The 15886-nt window shown below is 61.2% G+C and carries 11 protein-coding genes; 8 read left to right on the forward strand and 3 right to left on the reverse strand.

Annotated elements, in window-relative coordinates; all coding sequences use genetic code 11:
• Positions 1-86: 86 nt before the first annotated feature.
• Entirely contained in the window at positions 87-4595 is a 4509-nt protein-coding gene (locus tag IAE77_RS17165) for a bifunctional serine/threonine-protein kinase/formylglycine-generating enzyme family protein (RefSeq protein WP_294228942.1), read from the reverse strand.
• Positions 4596-4722: 127 nt separating this feature from the next.
• Here IAE77_RS17165 and IAE77_RS17170 point away from each other — a divergent pair, with 127 nt between their 5' ends.
• The 3 genes from IAE77_RS17170 (at position 4723) to IAE77_RS17180 (ending at position 9778) form a co-directional block, all read left to right on the forward strand.
• A complete protein-coding gene (locus IAE77_RS17170) occupies positions 4723-6102 on the forward strand; it encodes a DUF1501 domain-containing protein (protein ID WP_294228945.1) in 1380 nt (459 codons plus the stop codon).
• A gap of 83 nt (positions 6103-6185) precedes the next feature.
• Positions 6186-7109, forward strand: a complete 924-nt coding sequence (locus IAE77_RS17175; RefSeq protein ID WP_294228948.1) for an alpha/beta hydrolase-fold protein — start codon at positions 6186-6188, stop codon at positions 7107-7109.
• Positions 7106-9778, forward strand: a complete 2673-nt coding sequence (locus IAE77_RS17180) for a DUF1592 domain-containing protein (RefSeq protein WP_294228950.1) — start codon at positions 7106-7108, stop codon at positions 9776-9778. The genes IAE77_RS17175 and IAE77_RS17180 overlap by 4 nt, the downstream gene beginning before the upstream one ends.
• A gap of 3 nt (positions 9779-9781) precedes the next feature.
• Here IAE77_RS17180 and IAE77_RS17185 read toward each other — a convergent pair whose 3' ends face one another.
• Positions 9782-10492, reverse strand: coding sequence for a DUF1080 domain-containing protein (locus IAE77_RS17185; protein WP_294228953.1), 711 nt, complete (start codon positions 10490-10492; stop codon positions 9782-9784).
• A gap of 112 nt (positions 10493-10604) precedes the next feature.
• On the opposite strand from IAE77_RS17185, the gene IAE77_RS17190 reads away from it, so the two are divergent.
• Both IAE77_RS17190 and IAE77_RS17195 read left to right on the forward strand, forming a co-directional pair.
• On the forward strand, positions 10605-10943 hold the full coding sequence (locus IAE77_RS17190) for a hypothetical protein (protein ID WP_294228957.1): 339 nt from the start codon (positions 10605-10607) through the stop codon (positions 10941-10943).
• A gap of 123 nt (positions 10944-11066) precedes the next feature.
• Positions 11067-11822 carry an SDR family oxidoreductase gene (locus IAE77_RS17195; RefSeq protein WP_294228959.1) on the forward strand — a complete coding sequence of 252 codons (756 nt, stop codon included), beginning with the start codon at positions 11067-11069 and terminating at the stop codon, positions 11820-11822.
• A gap of 50 nt (positions 11823-11872) precedes the next feature.
• Here the strand turns inward: IAE77_RS17195 and IAE77_RS17200 are convergent, their stop codons facing one another.
• Positions 11873-12745, reverse strand: a complete 873-nt coding sequence (locus IAE77_RS17200; protein WP_294228962.1) for an NAD(P)-dependent oxidoreductase — start codon at positions 12743-12745, stop codon at positions 11873-11875.
• Positions 12746-12800: 55 nt separating this feature from the next.
• Between IAE77_RS17200 and IAE77_RS17205 the strand changes: the two genes are divergently transcribed.
• The 3 genes from IAE77_RS17205 to hflC are packed head-to-tail and all read left to right on the forward strand — an operon-like array spanning position 12801 to position 15871.
• Positions 12801-13769 carry an NAD-dependent epimerase/dehydratase family protein gene (locus tag IAE77_RS17205; protein ID WP_294228965.1) on the forward strand — a complete coding sequence of 323 codons (969 nt, stop codon included), beginning with the start codon at positions 12801-12803 and terminating at the stop codon, positions 13767-13769.
• Positions 13770-13820: 51 nt separating this feature from the next.
• Complete coding sequence (gene hflK / locus IAE77_RS17210; protein ID WP_294228968.1) at positions 13821-14828, forward strand: FtsH protease activity modulator HflK; 1008 nt, start codon at positions 13821-13823, stop codon at positions 14826-14828.
• The gene (hflC, locus tag IAE77_RS17215) at positions 14825-15871 is read left to right on the forward strand and encodes a protease modulator HflC (RefSeq protein ID WP_294228970.1); all 1047 of its coding nucleotides are present in this window, start codon (positions 14825-14827) and stop codon (positions 15869-15871) included. Before hflK ends, hflC begins: the two co-directional genes overlap by 4 nt.
• Positions 15872-15886 lie beyond the last annotated feature (15 nt).

A 15886-nucleotide genomic window follows, 5' to 3' on the forward strand; every position in this document is an offset into this window, starting at 1 on the left:
AGCAGTAGCGAAGCGGCTCAAGGGAGAAAAGATCGCTGTAACAGATGCAGAGAAGTCAGGGCAAGCTTCCGCACTCAAGAGAACCGCTACTCGTTGGTCTCCAGGACGATGCGGAAGCCGAATCGGTTGTCGCGTGTGACGGGGGTGCTTATGCCGTCTTGCGGATGGAAGCGATGCGATGACCATGTTGCGGCGCGCAAAACTTGATCCCATGCCCCGCCTCGAACCACGCGATCTATCTTGGCGTCATTGAACCAATCGCCGCACCATTCCTGCACGTTGCCGCCCAAGTCATAAATGCCCAGACGGTTAGGGCTGAAAGACATCACAGGTGCCGTATAGGCGTGGCCGTCAGTGTAGTTTGGAATGACAAGTGCGCCGGGTTCTTTCGCGCTGCGTGCTGAATCAGAATAGTTTCCCACTGCTTGTGGGGGCGGCCACTTCTTCCCCCACGGCCACTCTTCCATTACTTTCGAGTTCAAATCCTGCGGTGTCGCTTTATTTTTCTCATCGCGTCCAATGCCCACTGCAAAACTCCACTCATTGTCCGTGGGCAGGCGAAATCTTCTGCCTTCCTTTGTGCTCAGCCATGCGCAGAAATGATTCGCTTCTTCCCAGTTCACCATCACCACTGGGTGATCGTCTCCAGGGACTGTCGGTGGATTGCCAAACTCAGCTTTCTTCCACTTGTCATCCACCCCCGGCGTCTCCGCCGCATACTTCGCGTAGTCGCCCTTCCGCGTCTCGTGGATGCAGAAGAGCACCTTGGTGCCGGGGACTTTGACGAACTTCATGCCGAGGCTGTTGGTGAAGTCGCTCTTGGCGGCGGTGGCCGGTGCGGGTGCCGGGGCAGGCGTCGGAGTGACGGGCTTGGTGGCGGCTCCGTTCGGGCTGGCGGGAGCGCGGGTGTCCAGAACGACGCGGAAGCCTACATGCACATGCTTGAAATCGGGGGCTTCCAAGCGGCGAGTGGCCGAGTGTAGATTGCCGGCGTCCTTCCAGGAACAGCCTCGCAGATTGAGCTTTGCCTTGGCCGGATCCTGGCTGTCGAGACACCACTCCCAGACATTTCCTCCGAGATCGTAAAGGCCCAGTTGGTTCTCCTTAAAACGCATCACTGGCGCGGTCGCCGCATAGCCATCGTCATAGTCTTGAATCACGGAATTGATTGACATCTTCTGCTTCAAGGAGCTGTCGGCATAGTTGCCCGAGTTCTTGGGCGGCGGCCATTTGTCTCCCCATGGATAGAGTTGCCTCGGTGGCCGATCTGATCCCTTTGACCGGGCTGCTTTGTCCTCATCCTGTCCAATACCCACGGCATAACTCCATTCCCGATCCGTTGCTAAACGATAAGTAATGCCTTCTTTCAGGCTCAACCAGGTGCAGAATGCCACAGCGCTGTTCCAGTCCACCATGACAACGGGATGGTCATCGGCATCGCTCACCGGGAGTCCGTTTTCGTTCGGGCTTTTCCAATCACTTTTCACGTTGGTGTTTGCCATCGCAAACGCGGCGTAATCTATCTTTCTTGTCTCGTGGATGCACATGAGGACGTCCGTGCCGGGCACAGGGACGAACTTCATGCCGAGGCTGTTGGTGAAGGGTTTGTCCTTGGTGGCGGCGAGGGTAGAGCCGGAAGCCGGAGCGACCGGCGGCGTGGGCGTCGGAGGGGCGGGCTTTGTTGCGGCACCTGGTTTGGCTCCTGAGGGGAGTTCGATCCATGCGAGCGTCATGGACTGAACTTGTTTCGAGTTTGCTTCGATTTGGTAGGCCCCATCGAGATCCAGCACGGAACCCAGAGACTTCACTTTATCGTTCAGGGTTGCCGCTTCGCCCCATCCTAACCAGCTTCCATCCTCGTGCTGTACCGCTCCAAAACGTATGGTCCCTTGAACCCGGACAAAGGGCCCGGACTGGCCTTTGAGCGCCTCAGTTCCGAGAGCCGCAAATCCACCGTTGCCAAAGAGCCCATTGTGGTCGCACATCAGGATTTTGCCTTCACTTGTGAGGAAACCCAACCCATCACACACTGCCATCTCCAGCACTGTGCTGTTATTCAGCCTCCCGAACTCAAGTGGCTTCTTGGCACGACCATTCCAGCCTACAACCTTCCCATCCTGTGTGAGGAAGACGAGACTTCCATCAATCGCTCCTCCTGCCACGATGCGCAGACCTTTGAGGAGGTCGGCGGGGGGCATTTCGAGCTCCTTGTTGTCGAAGCCCCCGAATGATTCCAAGTCTCCTTCCCCAGAGAACACCACACCGCCTTTGTATGAATGTGCCACACCCAGGGCTTTCCTCACCATCTTTGGGTCAAAGACTTCGTATCCATCCGCCCTTAGAACTTTCCCGGATTTGGCGACGAAACTGGCAATGTCCCCGGCATTGAGCGCCATTGTATCGCGAAGCTCCTCTACTTCGATTTTGGGGAAGTCTGTCAAGTCGAGGGCCACTACATTTCCGTCACGTCGCGTCGCGAAGAGAACCCGCTTCATCAAGTTCATCATATTCAAGCTGACATAGTCATCGTATTTCGCAGCTTTGGCAGGCACCGGGATGTTTTGTCCAGGTTCAGTTCCTCCCCATAATTTGAGTGGCCCACCACGCTTCCGAGCGGCACTCAGCCAGTCACCCGAGGATGAACTCGACACGACTGCGACAGAAGAGGTAGAGGTGATCGCGCTTGATGTGGCGGCGGTGTTGGCTTGACCACCACCCCGCGTCGCCGCGATCTGCTCGCGCACGGTCTTCACGCGCAGGGCGTCGTCGAGCTTCTGTGCCTGGGTCAGCTCGGTCTGCACGGCGGCGAGGGCCTGGTCGTACTTGTCGTAGAGCGGCTGCATGGCCTTGGCTTTCGTGGCTTCGTGCTGGGCGGAGGTGCTGCGGTAGGTCTTTCGCAAGGTCTTGAGCGTGTCGGGCACCTTGCCGGGAACCTGCGTGCTTTCATCCACCTCGGAGGGCACGCCCTCGCCTTTCTCGATGCGCTGCTTCTCCTCCCGCAGAGCCAGGGCTTCCTCCAGCTTCCCGCCTTTGGAAGCGGTGGCGAGGGCGCGATCGAGCGCGGTGAGGTAGAGTTTATCTAACGCGGCGATGCTGGCCTTGAACGCGGTGTTGGCGTCCCGTTCCACGGCGGCCTGGAAGCTGGCGTCGAGTCCGGCGAGGCGCTGGTCGAGGGCGGAGGGCGGAGACGATGAGATGGGGAGACTGGGAGATGAGGGGACAGCCGAACTCGCAGGCGCTGGGACTGGTGCAGGCGTGCTCACCAGAGCACGGTCTGGCATGGCCGGGGCGGCGGGCTTGGTTTCCTCCATCTGCGGCACGGCGGAGGCGAGTTTTGGTGGCTCCGCTTTCGCTGGCTCGGGAACTTTTGCCACGACGATGGGCGTGGGGGCTGCTTTCGGTGGCTCGTTGGGTTTGACAGGAGCGGTAGCCGAACCCGCCAGAGTTTGGGGCTTGGCAGTTGGGGCGCTGTCCCCGACAACGCCGGGCGGCGGTTTCGGAGAAACCGCCCTACCTCCGCTGAACATGACGAACGCACCGATGCCGATGGCTGCGGCAGCTCCGATGCCGATGAACAGCGGCGTCCTCGATTTCGGTGGTAGGACGGGTGTGGCTTTAGCCCGCCCGTCTGGTTTCGGTGCCGCAGCAGCCGGGCGGGCTGTCGCCACACCCGACCTACTTGCCTGCGGCGCGGCCTGCTTCGGCATCTGCGCGCTGGAATACTGCTGCAAGTCGGGCGCGGCCACGGCGGGCATCAGGATGCTGTCCAAGTGCTGCCGCAGCTCCGTGGCGCTGTGATGCCGCTGCTCGCGGTCATACGCCATCGCCTTCACAATGATCTGGTCAAAACGCGGGTCCGTGCCCGGTGCCATGACACTGGCCGGCTGCCACGCCCCGCGCGGAATGTTTCCCGTGAGCATCTGGTAGAGCATCACCCCCACCGCGTACAAATCCGCCCGTCCATCCACTGGCATGCCGGGAATCAGCGCCTCCGGGGCCACAAAGTCCGGCGTGCCCACGGCCATGTTGCTCTGCGTGAAGCCCGTCTGCGCATCCACCGCCTTCGCCAGGCCGAAGTCGGCCACCTTCACGCGGCCTTCCATATCGACCATGATGTTCGCGGGCTTGATGTCCCGGTGGATGATGCCGTTTTTGTGCGCGTAGGCCAGCGCCTCGCACACATGCGCGGTGATGGCGTACGCATGCTCCGGCGGCAGCCGCCCGGCACTGCGGATCATCTGCGAGACATCTGTGCCCTGCACATACTGCATCACAAAATACAGCAGCCCGCCGGGTGTCTGGCCCGCGTCATACACCGCCACGATGTTCTGATGCTCCAGCCGCGCCATTGCCTGCGCCTCGGCGATGAAGCGCTCCGCGTAGTGCATGGTGCCGTCCTCCTCGGCCATCGGCGGCAGGATTTTGATGGCCACCTCCCGGTTCAGCGACTTCTGCCGCGCCTTATACACCGCCCCCATGCCACCACGGCCCAGCAGACCGAGGATTTCATACTGCGGCAGCTCAGGAGCCAAGTCCTCCGGCGCAGGTGGCTGCCACGGTTTGCCAGGGGTGCTTGCGGGAATGGACGAGGACATGCAGGGATGAGCTTGGCGAACCGGCGCGGATTTGGCAAGAGCGGATTGGCATTGCAATCTCCAGGCCGGTGGCCTCGTTGACTTCATGTCCAAAACAAGCTGCTCGCCGCCTTGCTCAGTAGCCATCATGAACACGTCCCCACTCATCACCCGCCGCCACGCCTTGCAGACCGCCGCCTGCGGATTTGGAGCGCTCGCAATGAACGGCATCGCCACGGCGGCCAGTTTGCCGCGTGGATTGCATCACACGCCGCGGGCGAAGCGGGTCATTTTTCTCTTCATGCACGGCGGGCCGTCGCAGGTGGACACGTTTGATTACAAACCGAAGCTGCAGGAGATGGACGGCAAGAAGCTGCCCTTTGCGCCTGCGAAGAACCTCGATCCATCGTCCACGAGCCAGGCGAAGCTGCTCGGATCGCCGTGGAAGTTCTCGCAGCATGGCGAAAGCGGACTTTGGGGCAGCGAGTTGTTCCCGGAAGTGTCGAAGCGTCTCGATGACATCTGCGTGATCCGTTCCATGCAGAGCAAAGGCCAGTCGCACGGTCAGGCCGTGTGCATGATCCACACCGGCACGGACAATTTCGTCCGTCCGTCCATGGGCGCGTGGATCAGTTACGGTCTCGGCACGGAAAACGCCGACCTGCCCGCCTTTGTGAGCATCAGCCCGTCCGGCACGCATGGAGGCCCGCGCAATTACGGCAGCGCCTTCCTGCCCGCCGCGCATCAGGGCACCACGGTCGGTCGCGGTGGCAAACTCGGCAAGGACGCCACCTTCCGCTTTCTCGATGCCAAAGGCGATGTGGCTGGTCAGCGGCGCAAAATGGACCTGTTGCAGACGATGAACCGCGAGCATTTCGATCGCACGCGTCATGCGCCCGTGGAGGGCATGATCCAGAGCATGGAGCTGGCCTTCCGCATGCAAAACGAGGCGCCCGGCGTGATGGATATCGAAAATGAGCCGGCGCACATCAAAGCGCTCTACGGCATCGGCAGCGATGTGACCGACAACTACGGCCGCCAGTGCCTGCTCGCGCGTCGCTTCGCCGAAGCGGGCGTGCGCTACATCCAGGTGAACACGCCGAACGTGTGGGACCAGCATTCCAATCTCGTCGGTGGTCACACAAAGAACGCCGCCGCCGTGGATCGCCCCATCGCCGGATTACTCACTGATTTGAAACAACGCGGCCTGCTGGAAGACACGCTGGTCGTGTGGGGTGGTGAATTCGGCCGCACGCCCATTGTGCAGGGCGCGAACGGTCGCGATCACAATCCGCAGGGCTTCACTATGTGGCTCGCTGGTGGAGGCGTGAAAGGCGGCCTCGCGTATGGCGAGACGGACGACTTCGGCTACTACGCCGTGAAGGACAAAGTCCACATGCACGACCTCCACGCCACGATCCTGCACCTGCTCGGCATTGATCATTTGAAGCTGACGTATCGCTACGCCGGCCGCGATTTCCGCCTCACCGATGTGTATGGCGAGGTGGTGCATGGACTCTTCGCGTAACGTCAGTTGGCCACCACGGCATCGGATTCGATGGCCCGATCGAATCTACGGCAACATGGCGTGGCGAACCTCGTTCTCGACGGATGCTCCGTGCCCTTTTCTGCCTGCTCACCTGCGCCAGCCTTCTTTCCGCCCAAGATGCCAAGAAGGCCAAAGCGCCTGCCGCGCCGCCCTTTTCGTGGGTTTCGCCGATGCAAAATGCCGAATGGGCGAAGAAGTCGCTGCCAGCGACGGTGAAACACGCGACTTTCAGGAGTCCCTCGATGGGCATGGATGTCGGTTACTACATTTACCTGCCGCCAGGGTATGAGGCGGGTCAGGAAAAGTATCCGGTGGTGTATCATCTGCACGGCGGGCGGCCCGGTGCGGAGAACAAGGCCGTGCGGCTCGCGAGCTACGTGGACGCGGCGATCCAGAAAGGCACGATCAAGCCCACGATCTATGTGTTCCCGAACGGCGGCCCGGTGAGCTGGTATGACATGCCGGAGATGCCGCAGGGCATGGGCGAGAGCGTCTTCGTGAAGGAGCTCGTGCCGCACATCGACGCGACATATCGCACCTGGGGCACGCGCGAGGGCCGGGCGCTGGAGGGCTACTCGCAGGGTGGTCGTGGCACCACGCGCATCATGTTCAAGCATCCGGAGCTGTTTCTTTCCGTCGCTCCCGGCGGCTCGGGCTACGGCCCGGAGAAGCACATTCAGGAAAATGATGGTTACGAGAGTGAGAAGCTGCGCTTCCTGCCGCTCGGCTACAACGCGTGGGATCTCGCCAAGGCTTACGCAGAGCGAAAAGACCGCCCCGCGCTGAGCATCCTCGTCTGGGATGGCACGAAGTGCTTCAATTACGAACACAACAAGCTCTACTCCGCCTACCTGACCGAGTTGGGCATCGCGCACGAGTTTCTCCCGATCCCCGATGTGCAGCACACCGTCATCGGCAGCTACGATGTGAAGGGCGATGACATCATGCGCCACCACCAGAAGACCTTTGCCAAGCACCGCCCATGAGATTTGCCGCTGCCTTCCTTCTGATCACCGCTTCCGCTCCCGCTGCGGACATCCGCCCGCTGCTGCAACAATACTGCCTCGACTGCCACAACGCAGACAAACAGAAAGGCGATGTCGATCTCACACACTTCGGATCGCCGCAGAATGTGGTGAAGGAGTTCAAGCTGTGGCAGACGATGCTGCAGCAGGTCGAGGATGAAGAAATGCCGCCGAAGAAGCCGCTGCCGAGCGCCGCGGAGCGCGAGGAGATCGTGGCGTTTTTGCGCAAAGGCATCGACTCGGTCGATTGGAGCACGCAAAAAGGCATCGAGCACGTCACGCTGCCGCGGCTGACGAAAACCGAATACAACAACACGCTGCGCGACCTCCTCGGCATCGACTTCGAGCCCGGCAAGCTGCTGCTCGACGACGGTCCGGGCCTTTCTGGCTTCACGAATGATCGCGACGCACTCTTCATCTCGCCCGCGCTAGCCGAGCAGCTCTTTGATGCGGCGGACTACGCGCTGCAAAGCATGCTCAATCTGCGCCTGAAGCCTTATTCGAAGCACTTCGAGACCGAGTCGATGCTCATGACCGAGCGCGGCTCAAAGCCGGAGGAGCTACCCGGCGGCGGCACTGGCTACTCGCTCGCCGGAGCAGGCCAACGCACGCTTTATGACGAGGTCATCGTGCCTGCGGACGGCTGGTATCGCCTGACGGTGAAGCATGTGGGCCGTGGTGGCGATGCAGGGCTTCGTTTGCGCATCGACAACGAGCCACGGGCTCTTTTGAAGTGTCTCGACAACACATCGAAGGAGGAAACGATCGAGCTGCTGCTCCGCGCGGGTTCGCATCAGATGACCTGGAACATCGACAACACCAGCCTGCGTGCGCCGACGCCTGTTCCCGTGCGCAAAGCGAGAAAAGCAGCGCCGAAAGGTGGTTATCCCGTCTTTGATCAACCGAAGGCCGCGCCGCTGGTGAAGGAAGCTGCCGCAACGAATGCGCCAAAGCTTCCCTTGCCCGCCAAGGCCACCGACGAAGTCAAAAAGCTCACCGACAGCCTCAACCGTCACCTTCAGAACATGCAGATGCGCATCGAGTATCTGCGCGCCGTGACGCCCGAGGGCAATCCGAGTGATCTGCGCAGCTTCTACAACCTCCTGCCGGAACGCACGGAGGCCATGGTGGCCGTGAAGCATCAACTCGCGAAGGCGATGCAGGTGCCCGTGACCGAACTGGATCGCCAAATCGAGGCCGCGAACGTCAAAAAGCTCGCCAGCAATCGAAAGGTGGTCGGCGATTCGCTTGAGGTGCTCGATCTGCCGTTCGATCCCGCCTCGCTGATCGGCAGCGCGGCCTCACAAAAGGCCGTGAAGGCCGAAAAAGTCGGTGCGCCAGGTGTGGACTGGATTCGCGTCGAAGGACCGATTTCGCCCGCAGGCTCGAAACCACGCGAAATCTTCCAAAGCGATGCCAAGGCCGCTTTGAGTGCCTTTTTGCCGAAAGCCTTCCGCAGGCCTTTGCGAGCCGGTGAACTCGAAAAGCATCTCGCGCTCTATGAAACGGCCCAAAAGCGCGGTGAATCGCCGGAGCAGGCTCTCAAACTCGCTTTCGCGGCCGCTTTGACGTCGCCGAGCTTTTTGTTCCGCGATGAACTCCGCGCCGGAAAGCTCGACGATCATCAACTCGCCAGCCGCCTGAGCTATTTCCTTTGGATGAGCCTCCCGGATGATGAGCTGCGTGCTCTCGCTGATGCCGGCAAGCTGTGCGATGACACAACGCTGCGTGCGCAGGTGAAGCGCATGATCGCTGATCCGCGCTCGCGGGCCTTTACGAGCACCTTTCTCGGCCAGTGGCTAGGCTTTGCCGGTCTCGGAACCGAGCATGTGCCGGACACGAAAAAGTTCCGCGACTTCACGCCTGCGCTCGCCGACGCGATGAAGCTGGAGCCCGTGCTCGTCTTTGAAAACCTCCTGCGCAGCGGCGGCAGTCTCACGCGCCTGCTCGATGCCCGCGAGACCTTCGCGAATGATTCACTCGCCTCGCTTTACGGCCTCGAAGTCAGCGGCGCGGCCATGCAGCCCGTGAAATTCACCGACGACAAACGCGCCGGCCTGCTCGGCATGGCCGCCGTGCTCACCGCCTCGTCCACACCGAACCGCACCAGCCCCGTCATCCGCGGCAAGTGGGTGCTGGAGACCCTGCTCGGCCGCAAACTCGCCGAACCACCCGCCGATGCTGGCCAGCTCGACGACAAGGCCGGTGATCGTGGCAAAACCCTGCGCGAAGAACTCGCCGCGCATCGTCGCAACGAGTCGTGCGCGAGTTGCCACGACAAGATTGACCCGATTGGGTTTGGTTTGGAGAACTTCGACGCGATTGGGCGTTTCCGTGACAAGGAGGCGGGCAAGGCGGTGGATGCGAGCGGCACCCTGCCCGGCGGTATTCAGATCAACGGGCCCGCTGAACTCCGAAGCGCCATCCAGCAGCACTACAGCGATGAATTCATCCGCAACGTCACGCAACGCCTCACCGCCTTTGCCCTTGGTCGTGCTTTGAAACCGCAGGACGAAGGTTTGATCCGCCAGTTGCTCGGTGAATTGAAGAAGCACGACTATCGCGCCGATACGCTGATCGAGTCCATCGTGCTCAGCGAGGCGTTTCGGACGCAGGGAGCAACGAAGTGACGGCTACTCCAGCACGTTGATCTTCAGATTGCGATAATACACGGGCGCCTGCGCCTTGCCGTGGAGGCCCTGAAGGCCGATGGGGCCGCTGCGGGCGAAGTCCTTGAGGGCTTTCTTGAATTTGTTCGGCGTGCCGTCCGGGTTTTTGCCGACTTCAGGCCAGTTGTCGAGGTTGGCGTCGATGATGGTCTCACCATTGAGGACGACAGTCACCTGCGGACCTTTGCAGGTGATGGTGTAGTGGTTCCATTCGCCCACCGGCTTCGCTGCGCTCTTGCTGGGCGGCATGGCATCGTAAATCGCGCCCACCATGCCGTATTTGCTGCCGTCAGCGGATTCGTGGACCTGGATTTCGAGGGCGGAGAGGACGTTCTTGATGTCGCCACAGCGCAGGAAGACACCGCTGTTGGCCTCCTTCTCCACTTTGAATTCGAGATCGAGGATGAAGTCGCCATACGAGTCCTTCGTCCAGAGCGTGTCGTGATCCTTCGCGACGAGGACGCCGTCCTGGAACGCCCATTGGCCGGGAGCGACGGTGTTCGAGAGATCCGTGGCGAAGAGATCCTCCCAGCCGGTGGTGTCGGGATGTCCGGCGGCAACGGCGAGGCTGAGGGTGGCGAGAAGGGCGAGGGCGATGCGTTTCATGGTGGTGCGGGAGGGCAGCTTTGCCGGGACAGCCGGAACTTCCACCTCAAAACCGGTCAGGGAGACCATGAGAGTGGCACGCCGGGGCAGGGCAGGATTTTATCGCATTGCTTTTTTTGCGTTCGCAGATCATCATCCCAAAATTCCAAAATTTTTTTCCCGAACCACACCTCGATACCCAATGAAACTCGCCCGCGCCTTGCTGCTCCTTCCGGCTGTTGCCGCCTTGTCCCTGGTTTCCTGCACGAGCCACAACCACTCCACGGCCTATCAGTCGGCTTACGGCCAGACCTACCGTTCCCAGGTGTACCTGAAGGATGATCCGTTCGCCTTTGGCGGTCACGGCGGCGGATTCGGCAATGGTTACGCCATCTGGCCGATGCCGACCGACAACTACGGCGACTACGGCTGGTTTGACGATCCCTACCAGTGGGGCAGCAAGAACATCTACCGCACCTCCAAAGTGACGGCCTACACGCCGGTGCAGTCCACGGCGGCTGTCACCAAGTCCTACAAGTAATCGAAGGACAGCCATCGAATTTGAAGCGGCCTCTGCCAACGCGGAGGCCGCTTTTTCGTGCCCCGATGAGGCGGGAGCGCATGGCGAATTGAACTCCTTCCGTCTCTCGGCATGCTCCCGGGCATGAATTTGAATCTCGCAGGCCAGTCCGTCGCCGTGTTCGGAGCCGCCCGTGGCATTGGCCGGGCGATCGCGGACGGCTTCATCGCCGAGGGATGCTCGGTGCGCGGCTTCGACCGGGAAATGAGCGCTGATTTCATCACCGCAGGCGATGTGACGAACTATGAGGCCGTGAAGGGTTTCGCCGCTGACTTCGAAGCGGTGGATCACCTGGTTTTCTGCGTGGGGATCGGTTCCGGGAAGTTTGGCTTTCCGTTTTGGAACCTGGCGCCGTCAGACTGGGGCCGGGTGTTGGAGGTGAACCTCATCGGTGCGGTCAATGTGGCCCACGCCTTCGCGCCGCGGCTGATCGAGCGCGGCGGCGGATCGATGCTGTTCCTGGTCTCCGTCGCCGGACAGATGGGATCGCAAACGGATCCGCCTTACAGCGCCTCCAAGGCCGCGCTGATCAATTTCACCCAATGCGCCGCCAAGGACCTGGGCCCGCACAACATCCGCGTGAACGCACTCGCACCGGGCATGGTGAAGACGGAGCTGAACCAGTCGATCTGGGCCGCCGGACAGAAGCTTTTGCCTGAAGCGCAGCGCCAGAGCTTCGATGACTGGGCGAAGGAGAAGATCAAAAAGGTCTCCCACCTCGGCCGCTGGCAGATGCCTGAGGAGTATGCCGCGATGGCGACGTTTCTCGCCTCCGATCACGCGAAGAACATCACTGGCCAGACGATCAACATCGACGGCGGCCAGGTGATGCATTCGTAGAACGACTCTCCAGATTCATTTGTGAAAGCGAACTTGGAAGTTCGCTCTACTCACTCGTAAAGCCGGAACAAGCCGCTGTGATCGAGATCGCCGAGGTTTTTCTCGTGCACAAACTTCTCCCACTGCGCGAGCGAGTTCTTCAGCGTCGGTGAGTCGAGGCCGACAGAATCGGCGAGCTGGCACATGAGGCGGACGTCTTTGAGCTGGAGCGTGGCACGACCGCCGGGTTTGAAGTCGCGGCGCACCATGCGGTCGCCATGGAGGTCGAGGATGCGGCTTTCGGCGAAGCCACCGAGCAGCGCCTTGCGCACGAGGGCGGGATCGACGCCGGAGAGTTCGGCGAGGCGCAGGGCCTGGGCGACGGCGTCGATGGTCTGCGCGACGATGAGTTGATTCGCGAGTTTTGTCACCTGCCCTGCCCCGCTGGGGCCGAGATGGGTGATGTTTTTGCCGCAGACCTGAAAAATGGGCAACGCGCGCTGGAAATTCGCCTCGGTGCCGCCGGCCATGATCGTGAGTGTCGCGGCTTCAGCACCGACCTGGCCGCCGGAGACAGGCGCATCGACCCAGTTCACGCGCTCAGCCCATTTTTTCGTCTCAGGAACGCCGGTGGTGCCGAAATCGATGATCAGCGCGTCTTTGTGCAGGCCTTCGATCAAGCCGCCGGGGCCGAAGACGACGTTTTCGACGACATCGGTCATGGTGAGGTTGATACAGATGACGCCGGGGCCGATTTCACGGGCGAGATCGGGCAAACTGCCGGCGCGACGCATGCCGAGTTTCACCGCGGCTTCGGCAGGCGCATCGCTGCGATTCCAGACGACGACATCGGCTCCGGCTTCGTGCAAATGACGCGCATTGGCCCGGCCCATGTTGCCGAGGCCGACGAATCCGATCTTGTGTCCAGTGAGAGGCTTGCTCATGTCGGCGAACTCACATCAGGCCGTGCCTGATGGCAAATCTCTTCCCGATTCACACATGAAAATCATCATCACCGGCGGCGGCGGCTTTCTTGGCTCGCAGCTCGCGCAGAAGCTCCTCGAACGCGGCACGTGGAACGGCCAGACAATCACCGAAATGGTGCTGCTGGACGCGTTTTTCCGCAGTGAGCCGACGGATGCGCGTGTGAGGCAGATCAAGGGTGACATTGGCGACCGGGCGACGGTGTTTGAGGCCACGGGATCGAAGTTCGATGTCATCTTCCATCTCGCCTCAATGGTGAGCGGCGAGTGCGAGGAGCGCTTCGACGATGCGATGCGTGTGAATCTGGACGGCGGGCGGAATGTGTTCGAGGCCGCACGCGCGGCGGAAGGGAGGCCGCGGGTCGTTTTCGCCAGCAGCGTGGCCTGCTACGGCGGGATCGACATGTCGCAGATGATGTCGGACCTCACAAAGCAACTACCGCAGACGACCTACGGCATGACGAAGGCGATGTGTGAGATGATGGTGAATGATCACACACGCAAAGGCCACTTTGACGGCCGCAGCGTGCGTCTGCCGACGGTAATTGTGCGGCCTGGCAAACCGAACGCGGCCGCTTCGAGCTGGGCCAGCGGCATGTTTCGTGAACCGCTGAATGGCGAGGCCTGCAACCTGCCGATCCGCCGCGATCAACCGCATCCGATGACGGGTTATCGGACCGTGATCGAGTCGTTCATCGCTTTGAGCGAGGTGGATGAGGCAAAACTCGGCAAAGATCGCGCCTACGTGCTGCCCGCGCATCGCGTGACGCCGCAGATCGCCGAGAAAGTCATCACCGAGGTCGCTGCGGAGCGTGGCATCACGCTGGGGCCGATCGTGGACGCGTTCGATGCACGGATTCAAGGCATCGTGGATAACTGGCCGCAGCAGGTCGATGGCTCGCGGGCGGTGGAGATCGGTGTTCCCCGTCCGCCGGAGCTGAAGGTGATCGTGGAGCAGTATGTGGAGGATTTTCTCGCCCGCTGAAACAGCACGGATGAAACCTTGCCCGGTGCGTGCGATGGATTAGCCTCGCGCATGGCCACTTTTCGTCCGCCGCCTCTGCCAGGTGCTCCGCAGATCAGGATCAACACCCGTCTCATCGTTTCTGCCATCGTCGGAATCTTCGTCTTGATCGGCGTTTTCTCCGGCATCTACCAGGTGCCGGCCAATTCGGTGGCGGTGGTGCAGCGTTTTGGCGGCTATCTGCGGACCGCGCCGCCCGGACTGCATTTCAAACTGCCTTGGGGCATCGACACCGCGATCGTCGTCGAAGTGCAGCGGCAGCAGAAGCTGGAATTCGGCACCGCGACGCATGGCGCGACCAACTTCTACCAGTACACCGACTACGAGGAGCAGCAGCGTGAGAAAAACATGGTCACCGGCGATCTGAACGCGGTGCTGGTGGAGTGGGAGGTGCAATATCACGTGGAAGACCCCGTGGCCTACACGTTCAACTTCCGCGAGCCGCTGGCCACGCTGCGCGATCTCACCGAGGCGGTCATGCGCGAGGTGGTGGGCGACCGCACGGTGGACGAGGTGCTGACCATCGGACGCCAGGAGATGGAAAAGACCGCGCTGGACCGCCTTCGCACGCTGGTGGACGGGCTGAAGATGGGCCTGCGCATTGATTTGATCCAGCTCGGCAATGTGAACCCGCCCGCGATGGTGAAGGCCAGCTTCAACGAGGTGAACAGCGCCCAGCAGGAAAAGGAATCCGCGATCAACCAGGCCAGCGGCGAGTACAACCGCGTGGTGCCGCGTGCGCGTGGCGAGGCGGTGCAGAAGATCAGCGCGGCGGAAGGTTACGCCACGAAGCGCATCAACGAGGCGGAGGGTGACGCGATGCGCTTCAACGCCCTGCTGACGGAATACAAAAAGGCGCCGGACGTGACGACGAAGCGCATCTACCTCGAAACGATGGGCGAGGTGCTTCCATTGGTGCCCGGGAAGATCATCCTGGATGACAAGGCCTCCTCTTTCCTGCCGCTGATGAATCTGCGCCAGCCAGCCCCCTCAAAGCCCCAAACCGACCCTGAACGATGAAATCCACACTCGCACTCGTTGTCGCCCTGGCCCTGGTGATTGTTCTCGGTTCCGGCCTCTACACCGTGAACGAGACCGAACAGGTCATCATCACGCAATTCGGCATGCCGGTGGGCGAACCGGTGACCAAAGCCGGCCTGCACTGGAAAACGCCGTTCATCCAGACGGTGAACCGCATCGAAAAACGCGTGCTGGAGTGGGATGGCGAAGCGACCCCGATGACGACGCGGAACAAGGTCTTCGTGATGGTGGATGCCTTCGCGCGGTGGGAGATCGTGGATCCGCTGGCGTTTTTCCGCCAGCTCACGGATGAGAATCGTGCGATCTCGCGGCTGAACGGCATCATCGGCAGCGAGACGCGCATCGTGATCGCCAGGCATGACTTCATCGAGGCCGTGCGCAGCACGAAGGACCGCAAAGTGGCCCGCGATGGCCCGGCTCCTGACGCGAACGCAGTCATTTCGACCTCGGAGGCCCGCATCGGTGTGCTGCCATTGATCACAAAAGGCCGTGGCGAGCTGGAGGCGGAGATTTTTGCCAATGCAGCGCCGAAGGTGAAGGACCTGGGCATCAAGATCCTCGATGTGCGACTGAAGCGCATTGATTATGATCCTTCGGTAAGCCAGTCGATTTACCAGCGCATGATCACGGAACGCCAGCAGATCGCGGAGCGTTACCGGTCCGAAGGCGCCGGTGAGGCGGCGAAGATCAACGGCGAGCGCGAACGCGACCTGGCGACCATCGAATCAGAGGCCTATCGCAAAGTGCAGGAGCTGGAAGGCAGCGCCGATGCCAAGGCCACCGAGATCTACGCGAAGGCCTACAATCAAAGCCCGGAGGCGGTGGAGCTGTTCGAGTTCAAGCAGACGATGGATGCCTACAAGAAGCTCATCACCGATGACACCACGATGATCTTCACCACCGACAGCGACCTGTTCCGCTTTTTGAAGTCCAGCAAGCCGCAGAGCAGCGGCACCAGTGAACCCGCCACCGGATTCACGCCGCTGAACAAGCTGCCGACGCTGCTGGAAGTGGGACGTTGAGGTTTTGAACTCGGA

Source organism: Prosthecobacter sp. (assembly GCF_014879935.1).
Taxonomy (GTDB): domain Bacteria; phylum Verrucomicrobiota; class Verrucomicrobiia; order Verrucomicrobiales; family Verrucomicrobiaceae; genus Prosthecobacter.

Bases quoted from the DNA above. Each gene is read 5' to 3' on its own strand.
- IAE77_RS17180 (WP_294228950.1), top strand. From the start codon at position 7,106: ATGAGATTTGCCGCTGCCTTCCTTCTGATCACCGCTTCCGCTCCCGCT.
- hflK (WP_294228968.1), top strand. From the start codon at position 13,821: ATGGCCACTTTTCGTCCGCCGCCTCTGCCAGGTGCTCCGCAGATCAGG.
- IAE77_RS17205 (WP_294228965.1), top strand. From the start codon at position 12,801: ATGAAAATCATCATCACCGGCGGCGGCGGCTTTCTTGGCTCGCAGCTC.
- IAE77_RS17175 (WP_294228948.1), top strand. From the start codon at position 6,186: ATGCTCCGTGCCCTTTTCTGCCTGCTCACCTGCGCCAGCCTTCTTTCC.
- IAE77_RS17200 (WP_294228962.1), bottom strand. From the start codon at position 12,745: ATGAGCAAGCCTCTCACTGGACACAAGATCGGATTCGTCGGCCTCGGC.
- IAE77_RS17170 (WP_294228945.1), top strand. From the start codon at position 4,723: ATGAACACGTCCCCACTCATCACCCGCCGCCACGCCTTGCAGACCGCC.
- hflC (WP_294228970.1), top strand. From the start codon at position 14,825: ATGAAATCCACACTCGCACTCGTTGTCGCCCTGGCCCTGGTGATTGTT.
- IAE77_RS17185 (WP_294228953.1), bottom strand. From the start codon at position 10,492: ATGGTCTCCCTGACCGGTTTTGAGGTGGAAGTTCCGGCTGTCCCGGCA.
- IAE77_RS17165 (WP_294228942.1), bottom strand. From the start codon at position 4,595: ATGTCCTCGTCCATTCCCGCAAGCACCCCTGGCAAACCGTGGCAGCCA.
- IAE77_RS17195 (WP_294228959.1), top strand. From the start codon at position 11,067: ATGAATTTGAATCTCGCAGGCCAGTCCGTCGCCGTGTTCGGAGCCGCC.
- IAE77_RS17190 (WP_294228957.1), top strand. From the start codon at position 10,605: ATGAAACTCGCCCGCGCCTTGCTGCTCCTTCCGGCTGTTGCCGCCTTG.